Raw genomic sequence first — 17,837 nt, 5'->3', positions numbered from 1 at the left:
TTACCGGAGGAACCATGACGTCGAAAACACTGCTGGCCATCCTGATATGCGCCGCTTCCGCTTCGGCGGCGGCCCAGGAACTCACGGGCACCCTCGCCAAGATCAAGCGCACCGGCACCATCACGCTGGGCGTGCGCGACGGCTCGGTGCCCTTTTCCTACCTGGACGACAAGCAGCAGTACATCGGCTACTCGGTGGACCTGTGCATGAAGATCGTCACCGCGGCGCAAAAGCAGCTGGGCATGACGTCCGTGAAGGTGCTGATGAACCCCGTCACCCCCGCCAACCGCATCCCGCTCATGGCCAACGGCACCATCGACCTCGAATGCGGCTCGGCCACCAACAACGCCGAGCGCCAGAAGCAGGTGGCCTTCGCACCCACCATGTTCGTGGTGGCCAACAAGCTGCTGGTGAAGAAGTCCTCCGGCATCAAGAGCCTGGCGGACATGAAGGGCAAGGCGCTGGTGGTTACGGCCGGCACCACCACCCAGAAGCAGATGACCATCCTGAACAACGAGATGGGCTTGGGCATGACCATCCTGGTCGGCAAGGACCATCCTGAATCCTTCCTGATGCTGGAGACCGGCCGCGCCGCCGCGCAGGCCAACGACGACATCCTGCTGGCGGCACAAGTGGCCGCCGCCAAGAACGGCGCCGAATACGAGATCACCAGGGAGGCGCTGTCGGTGGAACCCTACGGCATCATGCTGCGCCGCGACGATCCCGCCTTCAAGCAACTGGTGGACGCCACGCTGACGCGCTTCTACCAGAGCGACGATTTCAAGAAGGTCTACGACAAGTGGTTCATGTCGCCCATTCCGCCGAAAGGCATCAACCTGAATTTCCCCATGCCGCCGCAGTTGCAGGCCGTGCTGGCCAAGCCGACCGATTCGCCCGACCCGGCCGCGTACGCGGCAATACCGCCTGCGCAGCAGGCCGCCGCCAGGAAGAAAAAATAAGCCGGCGCTGGCGGCCTTAGCATGAACTATCACTGGAACTGGCACATCTTCTGGGAAGAGTCGCCGGACGGCGTGCACACCTACTGGGAAACGCTGGTCGACGGCCTGCAGTGGACGCTGGCCGCGTCGCTGTGCGGCTGGATCATGGCGCTGGCGCTGGGCGTCCTGATCGGCACGGCGCGCACCCTGCCGCCCACGCGCGGCGGCGCCTTGCTGCGCCGCCTGTGCAGCGCCTACATCGAGCTGTTCCGCAACGTGCCGCTGCTGGTGCAGATGTTCCTGTGGTACTTCGTCATGCCCGAGCTGGTGCCGGCCGACGTGGGCGCGTGGCTCAAGGCGCTGCCGAACGCGCCCTTTGTCACCGCCGTGATTTCGCTCGGCTTCTACACCTCGGCGCGGGTGGCGGTGCAGGTCACGGCCGGCATCGAGGCCTTGTCCGGCGGGCAGGGCACGGCGGCGCTGGCGCTCGGCCTGTCGCGCTGGCAGGCCTACCGGTATGTGCTGCTGCCGCTGGCCTTTCGCATCATCCTGCCGCCGCTCACCAGCGAATTCCTGAACATTATCAAGAACAGCTCCATCGCGCTGACCATCGGCCTGACCGAGCTGACCGCCAGCGCGCGCGCTATCCAGGAGTTCTCCTTCCAGGTGTTCGAGGCGTTTTCCGCCGCCACGCTGATCTACGTTACGGTCAATATCGTCGTGGTGGGCCTGATGCACCTGATCGAGCGCAAGCTGGCGCTGCCCGGCACGCTGCAGTCCGGCGGGGAGCGCTGACATGTTCGCCGGCTTCGATTTCGACGTCATCGCCCGCTCCTGGGTCTACCTGTTCCAGGTCGGCATGCTGTTCACGCTGGAGCTCACCGTGTTCGCCATGCTGGGCGGAGTGGTGCTGGGCACCTTGCTGGCACTGGGACGGCTGTCGTCCATCCGGGTGCTGGCGCTGCTGGCCTCCGGTTATGTGAACCTGATGCGCGCCGTGCCGCTGGTGCTGGTGATCTTCTGGTTCTACTTCCTGGTGCCTTACATTGGCGCCTGGGTCATCGGTTCGCCGGAGCCGGTGAAAGTGGGCGCCTTCTGGTCCGCTCTGATCACCTTCATCCTGTTCCAGGCCGCCTACTACTGCGAGATCATGCGCGGCGGCATACAGTCGGTGGCGCGCGGGCAGATGCTGGCGGCGCAGGCGCTGGGCATGGGCTACTGGCAGGTGATGGGCCACGTGGTGCTGCCGCAGGCTTTCCGCAACATGCTGCCGGTGCTGCTCACGCAAACCATCGTGCTGTTCCAGGACGTGTCGCTGGTCTACGTGCTGTCGGTGGCGGACTTCGTCGGCGCGGCCAGCAAGGTGGCGCAGCGCGACGGGCGCCTGGTGGAGATGTATCTGTTCGTGGCCGTGGTGTACTTCGTGCTGTGCAGCGCCCTGTCCTGGCTGGTGCGGCGCCTGCAGCGCAAAGTGGCGATCATCCGGTAAGATGCGCGCACTTGAATCTTTAGGGAGCCGCCATGCCATCGATGAAGACCCTCACCGCCGCACTGCTCGCGCTCGGCCTGCTCGCCAGCGCGCACGCCGCCGATAAGCTCGCCGCCGATAAAATCGCCGCCGACCTGGTGCTGACCCAGGCCACGCTGATCGACGTCGCCGCCGGCAAGGCGGTCAAGGGCAAGTCCGTGGTGCTGAAGGGCGACACCATCCTGGCGGTGGTCGACGACAAGGCGCTGAAGAACTACGCGCCGAGAAAGACCATCCGCCTGCCCGGCAAATACCTGATGCCCGGCCTGTGGGACACGCATGTGCACTTCGGCGGCGGCCCCGAACTGATCGAGGAAAACCGGCAGCTGATGCCGCTGTACCTGGCGCACGGCGTCACCGCCGTGCGCGACTGCTCGGGCGACCTGGCGGACACGGTGCTGGACTGGCGCGCGCAGGTCGCCTCGGGCCGGATGAGCGGCCCCACCATTTTCACGTCCGGCCAGAAGCTGGAAGGCTACAAGCCGCTGTGGAAGGGCACCATCGAAGTCGGCACGCCGGCCGAGGTGAGCGCCGCGCTGGACAAGCTGCAGGGCCAGAAGGTGGACTTCGTGAAGATCACCGAAAACACGCTCACGCCCGCGCTGTACCTGGAAGCGCTGAAGCAGGCAAAAGAGCGCGGCATGCGCACCTCCGGCCACGTCCCCGTGCAGCTCACGCTGGACACCATGTTCAGCGCCGGCCTGGGCACGGTGGAGCACCAGTCCTACCTGCTGCGCGCCGCCACGCCGCGCGAAGCGGAGCTCACCGCCCAGGTGGCGGACGGCAAGCTGGCCGGCCGCGAAGCGGTGAAACTGAGCCTGGAAAGCTACGACGAAGCCACCGCGCGCGCCGCCTTCAAGCGCATGGCCGCCGCCGGCACCGCCGTGGTGCCTACGCTGTACGGTTCCTACGTCACCGCCTATCTCGACAAGGACGACCACAGCAAGGACGCCTACCTGCAATACATCGGCAAAGGCTTGCGCGCCACCTACGACTGGCGCGTGCAGCGCGCCGCCAAGGACGGCCCGGACGCCATCGCCCTGCGCCACGCCATCTTCGAAAAGTCCGCCGCGCTGCTGCCCATCCTGGCGCAGGAAGGCGTCAGTATCGTGGCCGGCACGGACGCCGGCTTCCTCAACTCCTTCGACTACCCAGGCCAGGCGCTGCATGACGAGATCGGCCTGTACGTGAAATACGGCCTCACGCCGGCGCAAGCGCTGCAAAGCGCCGTCATCGCCGGCCCGCGTTTCCTCGGAAAGCTGGACCGCTACGGCAGCGTGGCCGAAGGCAAGGCCGCCGACCTGCTGGTGCTCGACGCCGATCCGTTGCAGGACATCGCCGCCACCCGCAAGATCCGCCTGGTGGTCAGCCGCGGCACCGCCTACGACCGCGCCGCGCTCGACAAGATGTTGACAGACGTGAAAGCCTGGGTCGCCGCGCAGCCATAAGCGGCACCGCAAAGGGTAAAATGGCGGCATTCCTCACTGAGAGCAGCCGCCATGTCCAACATTGCAACCCCTGACAGCATCACCATCACCCGCCCAGACGACTGGCATTTGCACCTGCGCGACGGCGCCACCATGGCCAGCGTGCTGCCGCACAGCGCGCGCCAGTTCGGCCGCGCCATCGTCATGCCCAATTTGAAGCCGCCGGTCACCACCGTGGCGGCAGCCGAAGCCTACCGCAGCCGCATCCTGGCCGCGCTGCCTGCCGGCCTGAAGTTCGAGCCGCTGATGACGCTGTACCTGACCAATAACACCAACCCGGACGAGATCCGCCGCGCCGTCGACAGCGGCTTCGTGCACGCCGTGAAGCTGTACCCGGCCGGCGCCACCACCAACTCCGACGCGGGCGTGACCGACCTGAAAAACTGCTACAAGACGCTGGAAGTGATGCAAGAGCTGGACCTGCCCTTCCTGGTGCACGGCGAAGTGACCGACCCGGAAGTGGACGTGTTCGACCGCGAAGCCGTCTTCATCGAGCGCGTGATGCGCCCGCTGCGCAAGGACTTCCCGGAGCTGAAAGTGGTGTTCGAGCACATCACCACCCGCCAGGCCGCCGAATACGTGGCCGAGGCGGAAGGCCCGATCGCCGCCACCATCACCGCGCACCACCTGCTGTACAACCGCAACGAGATCTTTAAGGGCGGCATCCGTCCGCATTACTACTGCCTGCCCATCCTGAAGCGCGAAGAGCACCGCCTGGCGCTGATGACAGCCGCCACCAGCGGCGACGAGCGCTTCTTCCTAGGCACCGACTCCGCGCCGCACGCGCAGGGCGCCAAGGAACACGCCTGCGGCTGCGCCGGCTGCTATACCGCGCTGCACGCGATGGAGCTGTACGCCGAAGCCTTCGAACGCGCCGGCGCGCTGGACAAGCTGGAAGCCTTCGCCAGCCTGAACGGCCCGGCCTTCTACGGCCTGGAGCCGAACGCCGACACCATCACGCTGCGCCGCGAGCAGTGGACTTTGCCGGCCACGCTGCCGCTGGGCGAGCTGGAAGTGGTGCCGCTGAACGCCGGCGAAACCATCAACTGGAAGATGGCTTAAGGCTGGAAGCCAGCGTGTTTGCAGCAATCGACTGGGCGCGTCCCTGGTATCGCTCGGTGCGCGCCGCCGCAGCGGCGGCCCGCTTCGATACCGACTTCGGCGCGGCCAGCATGATCCCGTTTTTGAACGCCCAAGCAGGCGCGCGCGAATTGTGCAATCATCAAGGATTGCCGCTGGCCTTCGTGCCGCAAAGCGCGCTGCCGGAAGGCGTGGCCTACGAGGAATTCATCGGCGCCACGGGCGGCGTGCCCACGCGCGAAAACCTGCACGACTTCTTCAACGCCCTGGTGTGGCTCAGCTTCCCGATGGTCAAGCGGCAGCTGAACGCGCTGCAGGCCGCGCAGATTGCGCAGGACGGCGTCGGCAAGTCGCGCGGTCCCGCACGCGACGCCGCCACCCTGTTCGACGAGAACGCCGCCCTGCTGGTGGTGCGCGACTCGGAGCAGGGCAGGGCGCTGGTGCAGGCGCTGCGCAGCCACGAATGGCGCAGCGCCTTCGTGGCGCAGCGCGCGCTGTTCGCGGATGACGAGCAAGGGCAAGCGCAGGTCTGGCTGTTCGGCCACGCGCTGATGGAGAAACTGGTGGCGCCGTACAAAGCCATCACCGCCCACACCCGCGTGGTGATGGCGGAGGCCGGCTACTTCGCCCTCGACCGCGCCGGCCAGCAAGCCTGGCTCGACGGGAAAGTAGCACAGCAATTGCAAGACGAAGGACTCAGCAAAGCCTCCTTCACCCCGCTGCCGGTACTCGGCGTGCCGGGCTGGTGGCCGCAGCAGGACGAAGAATTCTATAGCGACGCCGCAGTCTTCCGCCCAAAACGGAAAACGTAAAAACGTAAAAATGTACAACGTAGGGCGGGTTAGCGCGGAACGCGCGTAACCCGCCGCAGCGCCGCCCGTGCGGCAGAAAGTGAACAACGATGGACAAGGTAATCCGCTGGGGCATTCTGGGCACGGGCAAAATCGCCAAGGCAATGGCAGAAGGCCTGCGCGACACCCCCGGCGCCGAACTGGTAGCGGTAGCATCGCGCACTGCAGAAAGCGCGCAGCAATTCGGCGCCGCCTACGGCATCCCCCGCTGCCACGCCACTTACCAGGCCCTGGCCGACGACCCTGGCGTGGACGTCATCTACATCGCCACTCCCCACCCCATGCACTACGAGAACGCCATCATGTGCCTGAACGCCGGCAAGGCGCTGCTGGTGGAAAAATCGTTCACGGTGAACCGCCGCGAAGCGGAAGAAATCGTCGCCCTGGCGCGCGCGAAAAAGCTGTTCATGATGGAAGCCATGTGGAGCCGCTTCATGCCCGCCATCGTGGAAGCCAAGCGCATCGTGGACAGCGGCGAAATCGGCAAGCCCGCCAGCGTCACGGCGGACTTCGGCTTTGCATCCGACGCCGGCCCCGAGCACCGCCTGTTCAACCCCGAGCTGGGCGGCGGCTCGCTGCTGGACCTGGGCATCTACCCGCTGTCCCTGTCCGCCTTCTTCCTCGGCCCGGTCGTATCGGCGCAAGCGCAGGGCGAACTGGGCGCCACCGGCGTGGACGTGCAAGCCTCGTTCACCCTCAAGCACGAAAGCGGCGCCGTCTCGTCCTGCCTCTCGAGCCTGCGCGCGCGCACGCCGTGCGAGCTGACCATCTCCGGCGACAAGGGCTACGTGCGCCTGAACTCGCGCTTCCACTACACCAATTCGCTGACGGTGGAACTGGCCGACGGCAGCAAGACCGAGCTGCACATTCCGCGCAGCGGCAACGGCTATCCGCACGAAGCGGCCGAGGTGGTGCGCTGCCTGCGCGCCGGCCTGCTGGAAAGCCCGGTCATGCCGCTCGACGAAAGCATCGCCCTGATGGGCATACTCGACACCATGCGCGCCCAGATCGGTGTGCGCTACAGCGCAGACGCTGTCTAACCGGAGAGCCGCCCATGTTCACATCAGACCGCGTACCCTCGCTCAAATCCGTGCTGCTGGCCAGCGGCGTGGTGCTGACGCTGGCCATGGGCGTGCGCCACGGCTTCGGCTTCTGGATGCAGCCCATTTCGGACGCCAACGGCTGGACCCGCGAAACCTATTCGCTGGCGCTGGCCCTGCAGAACCTGCTGTGGGGCGCCTTCGGTCCCTTCGCCGGCATGGCGGCGGACCGCTTCGGCACCATGCGCGTGGTGCTGGTGGGCGCGCTGAGCTACATGGTCGGCCTGGTATGGATGGCGATGGTGACGCAGCCCACGCTGTTCATCGTCGGCTCGGGCGTGTTCATCGGCCTGGGGCTGGCCTGCACCGCCTTCGGCGCCGTGAGCGGCATCATCGGCCGCGTGGCGCCGGTGGAGCGGCGCTCGTGGGCCTTCGGTGTGTCGGGCGCGGCCAGCTCCTTCGGCCAGTTCCTCATGATGCCGCTGGAGCAGTTCCTGATTTCGTCGGTGGGCTGGCAGAGCGCCTTCTACCTGCTGGCGGCGGCGGTCGTCATCGCCATGGTGCCGATGGCCTTCTTCCTGCGCGAGCCGGCGGTGGAGCATGCCGGCGGCGCGCACCAGAGCATCGGCGAGGCTTTCGGCGAAGCGCTGCGCAACCGCTCCTTCCTGTTCCTGGTGGCAGGCTATTTCGTGTGCGGCTTCCAGGTGGTGTTCATCGCGGTGCACCTGCCGGCCTACCTGAAGGACAAGGGCATCGCCGATCCCAGGCTGGCGGTGATGGCGCTGGCGCTGATCGGCCTGTTTAACATCTTCGGCTCCTTCTACGCGGGCAAGTGGGGCGGCATGGTGCCCAAGCGCTACCTGCTGTCCGGGATCTATTTCATCCGCTCGGCGGTGATCGGGCTGTTCCTGCTGGCGCCCCTGTCGGCCATGTCGGTGTACCTGTTCGCGGCGGCGATGGGCTTCATCTGGCTGTCCACGGTGCCGCTCACGAACGGTATCATTGCCGGCATCTTCGGCGTCAAGCATATGTCCATGCTGGCGGGGATCGTGTTCTTCTCGCACCAGATCGGCAGCTTCCTCGGCGTGTGGCTGGGCGGCTACCTGTTCGCCCTGCAGGGCAACTACAACGTGGTGTGGGGCATCGCCATCGGGCTGGGCGTGATGGCGGGGCTGGCCAATCTGCCGGTGGACGAGCGTCCGCTGGCGCGCGGCGCGCTCAGGCCCGCGTAGCATGATGAAGACCTGGCTGATACGGGCGGCGATGGCGAGCGCGCTGGCGCTCGTCTTCCTCGCTTATTTGCGGCCGGACTTCTTGCTGGACTTGGGGGCGCGGTTCTTGATGTGCTTCTGAGACGACGAAGCTTTACCGGCCTTGCCGCCTTTGGCTGTCTTGCCGGACTTGCTGGACTTGCCGGCCTTGGCGGGCGCCACGTACGGGGCCTTGGTGACGAAGCTGCCGTCGGTGGAGGTGTACTGCTTGGCGTTCAGCGCCGAAGGCAGCGCGCTTTCTTCCAGGCCGGCCAGCAGGTTTTTCGGATCGGTGCGGGCGCCGTTGTAGAACGCTTCCAGGTGCAGGTGCGGGCCGGTTGAATGCCCGGTCTTGCCGGACTGGCCGATCGACTGGCCTGCCACCACTTCATCGCCCACTTTCACGTCGCGCGTATTCAGGTGCGCATACAGCGACTTGAAGCCGTTCATGTGCTCGATCACCACCACTTCGCCGTACTTCTTGTCGCCTTCGTAGCGGTTGGTCGATGCCACCACCACGCCGCCGTCGGTCGCCTTCACCGGCGTGCCGACCGGGGTGGAGATGTCCACCCCGCCGTGCGCGCGTCGGCCGCGCAGGGCGCCGAAGAAGCTGCTCACGCGGGCTTTCGCGCTTTCCAGCGGCCAGAGCCACTTCGATTTCGGTTTGTCCGGCGCAGCCGAGGCGGCGAGCGTGCGCGAGCCTGCGCTCGTGGACACGCCGCTCGCCACTGCTGTCGCGGGCGCCGTCAGCGCGCTGGCTGTTGCCGCCGTTGCCCCCCGCCGCGGCAGCATTGGTGACGGCTGCCGCTGCGGCAGGCGCTGGCCCATGGGCGGCAAGGCCGGAACCGGCTTGCTGCATGGTGCCTGCGGCCGGTGCCGCCGTTGCGGGTGCCGGAGCGGCCGTGGCAGCCGCAGCGCTTGCGCCGGCGGCCTGCTGCTCGGCGTGCGCCAGCTGCGTCGCGGGCAAGCTGGCGGCTATTGCCAAGCCGATAATGGAAGTGGAAAGTGTGCGCATAAGGAGGGCGAGTTTCGCACAGCCCGTTCTCACTTGCAACTTTTTACAATTGTTACACTTTCAGGAATTCTTCGCGCCCGCCCAGCCAGCGCTCCAGGTGGGTTTCCACGGTGTCGGCACTGGCCGGGTCGTGCAGCAGGGCGTGGGCGGCGTCGCGCGCCTGGTCCACCAGCCAGCCGTCGGTCTCCAGGTCGGCGAAGCGCAGCATGGCCTGGCCGCTCTGGCGCGAGCCGAGGAATTCGCCCGGGCCGCGTATCTCCAGGTCGCGCCGCGCGATCTCGAAGCCGTCCGTGGTTTCGCGCATGGTCATCAGGCGCTGCTTGGCGACCTGGCCCAGCGGGCTTTGGTACAGCAGCAGGCACACGCTGGCGGCCGAGCCGCGCCCCACGCGCCCGCGCAGCTGGTGCAGCTGCGACAGGCCGAAGCGCTCGGCGTGCTCGATCACCATCAGCGAGGCGTTCGGCACGTCCACGCCCACCTCGATCACCGTGGTGGCCACCAGCACCTGCATCTCGTTGGCGCTGAAGGCATCCATGATGGCCTGTTTCTCGGCCGGCTTGAGGCGGCCGTGCACCAGGCCCACGTTCAGGTCCGGCAGCGCCTCGGCCAACAGCTGGTGGGTTTCGGTGGCGGTCTGCAGCTGCAGCGCTTCCGATTCCTCGATCAGCGGGCACACCCAGTACACCTGCCGCCCTTCCAGCGCCGCCGCGTGCACGCGCGCCACCACTTCGTCGCGCCGGTTCTGGTCGATGGCGCGCGTGACGATGGGCGTGCGGCCCGGCGGCAGCTCGTCGATCACCGACACTTCCAGGTCGGCGTAATAGGTCATCGCCAGCGTGCGCGGGATCGGCGTGGCGGACATCATCAGCTGGTGCGGGATGGCGCCCGTGTTGCCCTTGTTGCGCAGGGTGAGGCGCTGGCCCACGCCGAAGCGGTGCTGCTCGTCCACGATGACCAGGCCCAGGTTCTCGAACTGCACCGTGTCCTGGATCAGCGCATGGGTGCCGATCACCAGCCGCGCCTCCCCGGACTCCACCAGTTCGGTGGCCAGGGTCTTTTCCTTCTTCTTCAGGCTGCCCGTCAGCCACACCACCTTCACGCCCAGCGGCTCCATCCACGCGGCGATCTTGCGGAAGTGCTGGTCGGCCAGGATTTCGGTGGGCGCCATCAGCGCGGCCTGGAAGCCGCTGTCGATCGCTTGCGCGGCCGCCAGCGCGGCCACCACGGTCTTGCCCGCGCCCACGTCGCCCTGCAGCAGGCGCTGCATCGGGTATTGCTGGCGCAGGTCGGCGCGGATCTCGTCCAGCACGCGCTGCTGGGCCTTGGTCAGCTTGAACGGCAGCGCGGCCTGGAAGGCTTTCGACAGCTGGCCCACTTTGGTCAACGCGGCCGCGCCCTTGGCGCGGCGCGCCTGCTGCGCGCGCTTCAGCGACAGCTGCTGCGCCAGCAGCTCGTCGAACTTCACGCGCGTCCAGGCCGGATGCGAGCGGTCCATCAGCGCGTGCTCGTCCACTTCCGGCGTGGGGTAGTGCAGCAGGCGCACGGCCGGCTCGAAATCGCTCAGGTGCATGCGCCGCACCAGCTCCGGCGGCAGGGTGTCGGTCCAGTCCACGCGCTTCATGGCGTCCGTGATGGCGCGCCGCAGGATGTACTGCGGCAGGCCTTCACCCGACGGGTACACCGGCGTGAGCGCGGTCGGCAGCGGCGCGCCCTCGTTGATGACTTTGTAGACCGGGTGCACCATCTCGGCGCCGAAGAAGCCGTGCTTCACCTCGCCGCGCGCGCGCACCCGCGTGCCCTCGGCCAGCTGCTTGACCTGGCTGCCGTAGAAATTCATGAAGCGCAGCTGGATATCGCCGGTTTCGTCGGCGATGTGCACCAGCAGCTGGCGCCGCGGCTTGAAGGTGATTTCGTTCTTGGTCACCACGCCTTCCACCTGCCAGGTCTGCCCGCCGCGCAGGCAGGCGTCCGCAATGGTGAATACCTGGGTTTCGTCCTCGTAGCGCATGGGCAGGTGCAGCACCAGGTCCATATCGGTGCGCAGGCCCAGTTTGGCGAGCTTGGCTTCGGCGCTGGCGGCGGTGAGTTTTCCGCCTTTGGGGCCGCTTTTGCTACCGGTAGCTGCGGGTTTTTTGACAGGTTTTTGCGTCGGTACGGGCATATTTCAGGTGCTTTGCGGGCTACTAGCGTAAAATAGAGGGTTGCCCAACAGTTTCAGAAGTGCGTCATGTATTCTCTATCAGATTTCGATTTTAACTTGCCACAGGAGCGCATAGCGCAATTTCCGCTGCCGGACCGCAGCGCATCGCGCCTGCTGCATGTGGATGGACAGGGCGCGGCCCTCGCGCTGCACGACCGCCAGTTCACCGACATCCTGGACCAGCTCCAGGCCGGCGACCTGCTGGTGATGAACGACACCCGCGTACTGAAGGCCCGCTTCTTCGGCGTCAAGGACAGCGGCGGCAAGGTCGAGGCGCTGGTGGAGCGCGTGCTGGACACCCGCACCGTGCTGGCCCAGGTGCGCGCCTCCAAGTCGCCCGGCCCCGGCGTGAAGATCCGCCTGGCGGACGCCTTCGACGTCACCGTCGGCGAGCGCGTCGGCGAGTTCTACACCCTGCATTTCGAGGACGACGTGTTCGAGCTGATCGAGGCCCACGGCCGCCTGCCGCTGCCGCCCTATATCGAGCACGCCGCCGACGAGTTCGACGAAACTCGCTACCAGACCGTGTTCAACAAGGTGCCGGGCGCCGTCGCCGCGCCCACCGCCGGCCTGCACTTCGACGAAGCGCTGCTGCAAAAGCTGAAGGACAAGGGCGTCAATTTCGCCTACGTCACGCTGCACGTGGGCGCCGGCACCTTCCAGCCGGTGCGCACCGAGAACCTGGCCGAGCACAAGATGCACACCGAGTGGTACACCATGCCGCAAGCCACGGTGGACGCCGTGCGCGCCACCCGCGCCGCCGGCCGCGACGTCGTCGCCGTGGGCACCACCAGCCTGCGCGCGCTGGAGTCGGCCTCGCAGAGCGGGCAGATCGAAGCCGGCAGCGCCGACACGGCCCTGTTCATCACGCCGGGCTACCAGTTCAAGACGGTCACCCGCCTGATCACCAATTTCCACCTGCCGAAGTCGACGCTGCTGATGCTGGTGTCGGCCTTCGCAGGCTTTGAAGAGATCCGCCAGGCCTACGCCCACGCGATCGCCAACGAATACCGCTTCTTCAGCTACGGGGACGCCATGCTGCTGACCACGCAGTCCCGGGCACAACAAGGATAACTATGCTGGAATTTAAACTCATCAAGACCGACACCACCGGCTTGACCAAGGCCCGCCGCGGCACCGTGAAACTGAACCACGGCGAAGTGCAGACCCCGATCTTCATGCCGGTCGGTACCTACGGCTCGGTGAAGGCCATGTCGCCGCTGGAGCTGAAGGAAATCGGCGCCCAGATCATCCTGGGCAACACCTTCCACCTGTGGCTGCGCCCGGGCAACGACGTGATGGCCAAGTTCGGCGGCCTGCACGGCTTCATGGGCTGGGACAAGCCCATCCTGACCGACTCGGGCGGCTTCCAGGTGTTCTCGCTGGGCGATATGCGCAAGATCACGGAAGAGGGCGTGCACTTCAATTCGCCCATCAACGGCGACAAGCTGTTCCTGTCGCCCGAGATCTCGATGCAGATCCAGCGCGTGCTCAATTCCGACATCGTGATGCAGTTCGACGAATGCACCCCGTACGAAATCCAGGGCCGTCCGGCCACCGTGGATGAGGCGGCCAAGTCCATGCGCATGTCGCTGCGCTGGGCGCAGCGCTCGATGGACGAGTTCCAGCGCGGCGAGAACCCGAACGCGCTGTTCGGCATCGTCCAGGGCGGCATGTTCGAGAACCTGCGCGACGAATCGCTGGCCAAGCTGGAAGAGATCGGCTTCCCGGGCCTGGCCATCGGCGGCCTGTCGGTGGGCGAACCGAAGGAAGACATGATGCGCGTGCTGGCCCACGTCGGCCCGCGCCTGCCGCCCAACAAGCCGCACTACCTGATGGGCGTGGGCACGCCGGAAGACCTGGTGGCCGGCGTCTCGAACGGCGTGGACATGTTCGACTGCGTGATGCCGACCCGGAATGCGCGCAATGGCTGGATCTTCACCCGCTTCGGCGACATCAAGATCAAGAACGCGCGCTACAAGGAGGACACGCAGCCGCTGGACGCGACCTGCTCCTGCTACGCCTGCCGCAACTTCTCGCGCGCCTACCTGCACCACCTGCACCGCTCGCAGGAGATCCTGGGTGCGCGCCTGAACACCATCCACAACCTGCATTACTACCTCGACATCATGCGCCAGATGCGCGAGGCGCTGGACGAGGACCGCTTCCCGTCGTGGGTGGCGCAGTTTCACGCCGACCGCGCCCGTGGCGTATAAACACCAATCTTGTAAAAACATTTATAGGCCTCAGATAGCCCAAACGTCTAGCCCGGACCGGCCAATGCTAGAATACAGCGCTATTTTTTCAAACTAATATAACTGGAGTTCCCTGTGTTCATTTCCAATGCCTACGCTCAAGCCCCTACAGACGCACTCGGCCTGGGCGGCAATCTCACCAGCTTCCTGCCGCTGGTCCTGATGTTCGTGGTCATGTACTTCCTGATGATCCGTCCTCAGCAAAAGCGCGCCAAGGAACAGAAAGCGATGATGGACGCGCTGGCCAAGGGCGACGAAGTCGTCACCGCCGGCGGCATCCTGGGCAAGGTCTCGAAAGTGACCGACGTCTACGTGACCCTGGAAGTGGCTGCCGGCACCGAGATCGTGGTGCAGAAGCCATCGATCACCACGCTGCTGCCCAAGGGCACGCTCAAAGCGCTGTAATACACCACGGGCCGCCGCCCTGTTTGTCACCAGCACAGCGCGGCCCGTTCGAGTCTCTCCTGGAACGCAGATAATATGAACCGCTATCCTGTCTGGAAGTACATCATCATCGCCATTACCGTGCTGCTGGGCGCACTGTATACGGCTCCGAACTATTTCGGCGAATCGCCGGCGCTGCAGGTCACCAGCGGCAAATCCACCGTCAAGGTCACCAGTGAGCTGAGCGCCCGCGTGGACAGCCTGCTCAAGCAGGAGAAGCTGGCGCACGAAGCCGTGACGCTGGACGGCACCGGCAGCCACGTTTCCGTGCGCGTGCGCTTCAACGACACCGACACCCAATTCAAGGCCAAGCTGGCGCTCGAACGCGCGCTCAATCCCGATCCCGAAGATCCGGCCTACATCGTCACCAACAACCTCACGGCCAACACGCCCGGCTGGATGCGCAGCATCGGCGCGCTGCCGATGTACCTGGGCCTGGACTTGCGCGGCGGCGTGCACTTCCTGATGCAGGTGGACGTGCAGGCCGCGCTGGACAAGCGCGTGCAGGGCATCCAGACCGCCGTGCGCGGCCAGCTGCGCGACAAGAACGTGCGCCACGCCGGCATCGAGCGCAAGGGCAACACCGTCGAGGTGCGCTTCCGCGACGCCGAAACCCGCGCAGCGGCCAAGAACGTCATCCTTGAGCAGCAGCAGGACCTGACCGTGGCCGAAGGCAGCGACGGCAGCGACCTGCTGCTCACCTTGAGCCTGAAGCCGGCCGCGCTGAAGGAAGCCATGGACAACGGCGTGCGCCAGAACATCGCCACGCTGTCCAAGCGCGTCAATGAACTGGGCGTGGCCGAGCCGGTCATCCAGCAGCAGGGTCCGGACCGCATCGTGGTCCAGCTGCCCGGCGTGCAGGACGTGGCGCGCGCCAAGGCCATCATCGGCCGCACCGCCACCCTGGAAGTGCGCATGGTCGACGAAACCGTCACCCCCGGCACCGAACTGCAGGCGGCCGTGCCGTTCAACTCCGAGCTGTTCACCGTCGGCAAAGGCGTGCCTGTCGTGCTGCAGAAGGACATCGTGCTGACCGGCGACTACATCTCGCGCGCCACCGCCAGCTTCGACCAGAACCAGCAGCCCGCCGTGTCCATCGACCTGAACGGCGACGGCGGCCGCAAGATGCGCGAAGCGACCCGCGAGCGCGTCGGCAAGAAGATGGCCATCGTGCTGTACGAGCAGAAGGGCAAGCCGGAAGTGCTGTCGGTGGCCACCATCCAGAGCGAACTGGGTAGCAGCTTCAACATCACCGGCATGGGCAACGCCGAGAACTCGGCCGAGCTGGCGCTGCTGCTGCGCTCCGGCGCGCTGTACGCCCCGATGACCGTGATCGAGGAACGCACCGTCGGCCCCGCGCTGGGCGCCGAGAACATCAAGAAGGGCCAGCTGTCCATGGTGTACGGCTTTGCCGCCATCGCCGTGTTCATGATCATCTACTACATGATGTTCGGCTTCTTCAGCGTGCTGGCGCTGGGCGTCAACCTGCTGCTGCTGATCGCGCTGCTGTCCAAGATGCAGGCCACGCTGACCTTGCCGGGCATCGCCGCTATCGCGCTGGCGCTGGGCATGGCGATCGACGCCAACGTGCTGATCAACGAGCGTATCCGCGAAGAGCTGCGCGGCGGCGCCTCGCCGCAGGCGGCCATCGCGGCCGGCTTCGACCGCGCCTTCGCCACCATCCTGGACTCCAACGTCACCACGCTGATCGTCGGCCTGGCGCTGCTGGTGTTCGGTTCGGGCGCCGTGCGCGGCTTCGCCGTGGTGCACTGCCTGGGCATTCTGACCTCGATGTTCTCGGCCGTCTTTGTGTCGCGCGGCGTCGTGAACCTGTGGTACGGCCGCAAGAAGAAACTCCAGTCCATCGCCATCGGCACGGTCTGGGTTCCCGGCCAGTCGAAATAACAGAGGGTAGATAACATGGAATTTTTCCGCATTAGAAAAGACATCCCCTTCATGCGCCACGCGTTGGTCTTCAACGTGGTGTCGGCGCTGACCTTCGTGGCGGCGGTGTTCTTCCTGTTCCACAAGGGCCTGAACCTGTCGATCGAGTTCAAGGGCGGCACCGTGATGGAGGTCAAATATCCGCACGCTGCCAACCTGGAAGCGATCCGCGGCACCGTGCAGGGCCTGGGCTACGAGCATCCTGAAGTGACCAGCTTCGGCACCGCGCGCGACGTGATGCTGAAGCTGCCCATCGTGCATGGCGCGAAGGATGCGGCGCCGGGCAAGGAATCGGCCAACGCGTCGCAGAAGGTGTTCGAGGCGCTGTGCAAGGCCGACAACGGCAGCATCAAGCGCATCGACACGGTGTCCGCCAAGGGCGAGCAGATCGCCAAGAACGCCTGCGTGGACGCGGCCGGCGCCGAGACCGTGCAGCTGAACAAGGTGGAATTCGTCGGCCCGCAAGTGGGCGACGAGCTGGCCCAGAACGGCCTGAACGCGCTGGTGATGGTGATCATCGGCGTGATGATCTACCTGGCCGTGCGCTTCGAATGGAAGTACGCAGTGGCGGCGATTATCGCGAACTTGCACGACGTGGTCATCATCCTGGGCTTCTTCGCCTACTTCGGCTGGGAATTCTCGCTGACGGTGCTGGCGGCGGTGCTGGCGGTGCTGGGCTACTCGGTCAACGAGTCGGTGGTGATTTTCGACCGTATCCGCGAAAACTTCCGCAAGCAGCGCAAGGCCAGCGTGCATGAAGTGATCGACAACGCGATCACCTCCACCATCTCGCGCACCATCATCACCCACGGCTGCACCCAGATGATGGTGCTGTCGATGCTGCTGTTCGGCGGCCCGACGCTGCACTACTTCGCCATCGCGCTGACCATCGGTATCTGCTTCGGCATTTACTCGTCCGTGTTCGTGGCCGCCGCCGTGGCCATGTGGCTGGGCGTGAAGCGCGAAGACCTGATCAAGCCGGTCAAAGAGAAAGACGAAACCGACGGCGCAGTGGTGTAAGCCCGCTGTCCCCGACAATGCCGCCACGCGCAAGCCTGGCGGCATTTTTTATACACGAGGAAGCACCATGAGCCGTACCGGACGACTATTTCAGCTGATGGACGCCATGCGCGGCAACCGCCGCCCGGTGACGGCGGCCGCGCTGGCCGAGCGGCTGGGCGTGTCCGAGCGCACCATCTACCGCGACATGCAGACCCTGTCCGAACTGGGCGCGCCGCTGGAAGGCGAGGCCGGCGTGGGCTATCTGCTGCGCGCCGGCTTCTTCCTGCCGCCGCTGATGTTCGGCGCCGACGAGCTGGAGGCGCTGGTGCTGGGCGCGCGCTGGGTCAAGCGCCAGGGCGACGCCGAACTGGCGCAGGCGGCCGCCAGCGCGCTGGCCAAGATCGCCACGGCCACGCCGAAAGACCTGCGCGACGATATGGCGGAAACCAGCTTGTGGGTGCCGCTCGGCTTCAACGAGCGCGACGATCCGCACATCCCGCCGGCGCGCCGCGCCATACGGCGCCAGCACAAGCTGCGCATCTGCTACAGCGACGAACAGGGCCGCGCCTCCGAGCGCGTGGTGTGGCCGTTCGCGCTCGCGTATTTCGAGGGCAAGCGCCTGCTGGCCGCGTTCTGCGAAATGCGCGGCGCGCTGCGCCATTTCCGCATGGACCGCATCAAGTCCGCCGACACCATTGCCGAACGTTATCCCACGCCGCGCCACGCCTTGCTGAAAGCATGGCGCGCGGAAAATGGCATTAGCGAAGAGAGCTAGCCTTGTTGTCCGCCGTGTTGCCGCTTGC

At 66.0% G+C, this 17,837-nt stretch carries 16 protein-coding genes; 14 read left to right on the top strand and 2 right to left on the bottom strand.

The annotated features are described in order from the left end of the window. Positions 1 to 14: 14 nt before the first annotated feature. The 8 genes from ACFJI2_RS25075 to ACFJI2_RS25040 all read left to right on the top strand — a co-directional run bounded on the left by ACFJI2_RS25075 (position 15) and on the right by ACFJI2_RS25040 (position 8,156). Positions 15 to 959, top strand: coding sequence for an amino acid ABC transporter substrate-binding protein (locus ACFJI2_RS25075; RefSeq protein WP_025595771.1), 945 nt, complete (start codon positions 15 to 17; stop codon positions 957 to 959). 21 nt (positions 960 to 980) lie between these two features. Continuing rightward, entirely contained in the window at positions 981 to 1,733 is a 753-nt protein-coding gene (locus ACFJI2_RS25070; protein ID WP_377702366.1) for an amino acid ABC transporter permease, read from the top strand. A 1-nt stretch (position 1,734) separates the two neighbouring features. Continuing rightward, positions 1,735 to 2,427, top strand: coding sequence for an amino acid ABC transporter permease (locus tag ACFJI2_RS25065; RefSeq protein ID WP_025595768.1), 693 nt, complete (start codon positions 1,735 to 1,737; stop codon positions 2,425 to 2,427). 32 nt (positions 2,428 to 2,459) lie between these two features. Next, the gene (locus ACFJI2_RS25060) at positions 2,460 to 3,914 is read left to right on the top strand and encodes an amidohydrolase family protein (RefSeq protein ID WP_377702365.1); all 1,455 of its coding nucleotides are present in this window, start codon (positions 2,460 to 2,462) and stop codon (positions 3,912 to 3,914) included. A gap of 51 nt (positions 3,915 to 3,965) precedes the next feature. Next, positions 3,966 to 5,015, top strand: coding sequence for a dihydroorotase (gene pyrC / locus ACFJI2_RS25055; protein WP_377702364.1), 1,050 nt, complete (start codon positions 3,966 to 3,968; stop codon positions 5,013 to 5,015). 14 nt (positions 5,016 to 5,029) lie between these two features. Beyond that, positions 5,030 to 5,845, top strand: a complete 816-nt coding sequence (locus tag ACFJI2_RS25050) for a DUF3025 domain-containing protein (RefSeq protein WP_377702363.1) — start codon at positions 5,030 to 5,032, stop codon at positions 5,843 to 5,845. Between the two features lie 89 nt (positions 5,846 to 5,934). Beyond that, positions 5,935 to 6,924, top strand: a complete 990-nt coding sequence (locus ACFJI2_RS25045; protein WP_377702362.1) for a Gfo/Idh/MocA family protein — start codon at positions 5,935 to 5,937, stop codon at positions 6,922 to 6,924. A gap of 14 nt (positions 6,925 to 6,938) precedes the next feature. Then, positions 6,939 to 8,156 carry an MFS transporter gene (locus tag ACFJI2_RS25040; protein WP_377702361.1) on the top strand — a complete coding sequence of 406 codons (1,218 nt, stop codon included), beginning with the start codon at positions 6,939 to 6,941 and terminating at the stop codon, positions 8,154 to 8,156. A gap of 63 nt (positions 8,157 to 8,219) precedes the next feature. Here ACFJI2_RS25040 and ACFJI2_RS25035 read toward each other — a convergent pair whose 3' ends face one another. Further along, positions 8,220 to 8,891: a M23 family metallopeptidase gene (locus tag ACFJI2_RS25035; RefSeq protein ID WP_377702360.1), complete on the bottom strand. Its 672-nt coding sequence runs from the start codon at positions 8,889 to 8,891 to the stop codon at positions 8,220 to 8,222. Between the two features lie 350 nt (positions 8,892 to 9,241). Then, positions 9,242 to 11,350, bottom strand: a complete 2,109-nt coding sequence (gene recG, locus ACFJI2_RS25030; RefSeq protein WP_377702359.1) for an ATP-dependent DNA helicase RecG — start codon at positions 11,348 to 11,350, stop codon at positions 9,242 to 9,244. Between the two features lie 66 nt (positions 11,351 to 11,416). Between recG and queA the strand changes: the two genes are divergently transcribed. The 6 genes from queA to ACFJI2_RS25000 all read left to right on the top strand — a co-directional run bounded on the left by queA (position 11,417) and on the right by ACFJI2_RS25000 (position 17,809). Further along, the gene (gene queA, locus ACFJI2_RS25025; protein ID WP_377702358.1) at positions 11,417 to 12,463 is read left to right on the top strand and encodes a tRNA preQ1(34) S-adenosylmethionine ribosyltransferase-isomerase QueA; all 1,047 of its coding nucleotides are present in this window, start codon (positions 11,417 to 11,419) and stop codon (positions 12,461 to 12,463) included. Between the two features lie 2 nt (positions 12,464 to 12,465). Further along, complete coding sequence (gene tgt / locus ACFJI2_RS25020) at positions 12,466 to 13,605, top strand: tRNA guanosine(34) transglycosylase Tgt (protein ID WP_377702357.1); 1,140 nt, start codon at positions 12,466 to 12,468, stop codon at positions 13,603 to 13,605. A gap of 114 nt (positions 13,606 to 13,719) precedes the next feature. Beyond that, positions 13,720 to 14,049, top strand: a complete 330-nt coding sequence (yajC, locus tag ACFJI2_RS25015) for a preprotein translocase subunit YajC (RefSeq protein WP_025595760.1) — start codon at positions 13,720 to 13,722, stop codon at positions 14,047 to 14,049. A 75-nt stretch (positions 14,050 to 14,124) separates the two neighbouring features. Then, entirely contained in the window at positions 14,125 to 15,993 is a 1,869-nt protein-coding gene (secD, locus tag ACFJI2_RS25010) for a protein translocase subunit SecD (protein WP_377702356.1), read from the top strand. Positions 15,994 to 16,008: 15 nt separating this feature from the next. Continuing rightward, positions 16,009 to 17,052, top strand: a complete 1,044-nt coding sequence (gene secF / locus ACFJI2_RS25005; RefSeq protein WP_107873367.1) for a protein translocase subunit SecF — start codon at positions 16,009 to 16,011, stop codon at positions 17,050 to 17,052. A gap of 67 nt (positions 17,053 to 17,119) precedes the next feature. After that, positions 17,120 to 17,809: a helix-turn-helix transcriptional regulator gene (locus tag ACFJI2_RS25000; protein WP_377702355.1), complete on the top strand. Its 690-nt coding sequence runs from the start codon at positions 17,120 to 17,122 to the stop codon at positions 17,807 to 17,809. The last annotated feature ends 28 nt before the right edge of the window (positions 17,810 to 17,837 follow it).

This window comes from Pseudoduganella sp. UC29_71 (assembly GCF_042693265.1).
In the GTDB taxonomy this organism is placed as follows: domain Bacteria; phylum Pseudomonadota; class Gammaproteobacteria; order Burkholderiales; family Burkholderiaceae_D; genus Rugamonas.
Note: the sequence above shows the minus strand (reverse complement) of the source record. Positions and strands in the feature narration are given on the sequence as shown.

Coding starts and splice junctions, on each gene's coding strand:
- ACFJI2_RS25075 (WP_025595771.1), top strand. CDS start 15: ATGACGTCGAAAACACTGCTGGCCATCCTGATATGCGCCGCTTCCGCT.
- ACFJI2_RS25070 (WP_377702366.1), top strand. CDS start 981: ATGAACTATCACTGGAACTGGCACATCTTCTGGGAAGAGTCGCCGGAC.
- ACFJI2_RS25065 (WP_025595768.1), top strand. CDS start 1,735: ATGTTCGCCGGCTTCGATTTCGACGTCATCGCCCGCTCCTGGGTCTAC.
- ACFJI2_RS25060 (WP_377702365.1), top strand. CDS start 2,460: ATGCCATCGATGAAGACCCTCACCGCCGCACTGCTCGCGCTCGGCCTG.
- pyrC (WP_377702364.1), top strand. CDS start 3,966: ATGTCCAACATTGCAACCCCTGACAGCATCACCATCACCCGCCCAGAC.
- ACFJI2_RS25045 (WP_377702362.1), top strand. CDS start 5,935: ATGGACAAGGTAATCCGCTGGGGCATTCTGGGCACGGGCAAAATCGCC.
- ACFJI2_RS25040 (WP_377702361.1), top strand. CDS start 6,939: ATGTTCACATCAGACCGCGTACCCTCGCTCAAATCCGTGCTGCTGGCC.
- recG (WP_377702359.1), bottom strand. CDS start 11,350: ATGCCCGTACCGACGCAAAAACCTGTCAAAAAACCCGCAGCTACCGGT.
- queA (WP_377702358.1), top strand. CDS start 11,417: ATGTATTCTCTATCAGATTTCGATTTTAACTTGCCACAGGAGCGCATA.
- tgt (WP_377702357.1), top strand. CDS start 12,466: ATGCTGGAATTTAAACTCATCAAGACCGACACCACCGGCTTGACCAAG.
- secD (WP_377702356.1), top strand. CDS start 14,125: ATGAACCGCTATCCTGTCTGGAAGTACATCATCATCGCCATTACCGTG.
- secF (WP_107873367.1), top strand. CDS start 16,009: ATGGAATTTTTCCGCATTAGAAAAGACATCCCCTTCATGCGCCACGCG.
- ACFJI2_RS25000 (WP_377702355.1), top strand. CDS start 17,120: ATGAGCCGTACCGGACGACTATTTCAGCTGATGGACGCCATGCGCGGC.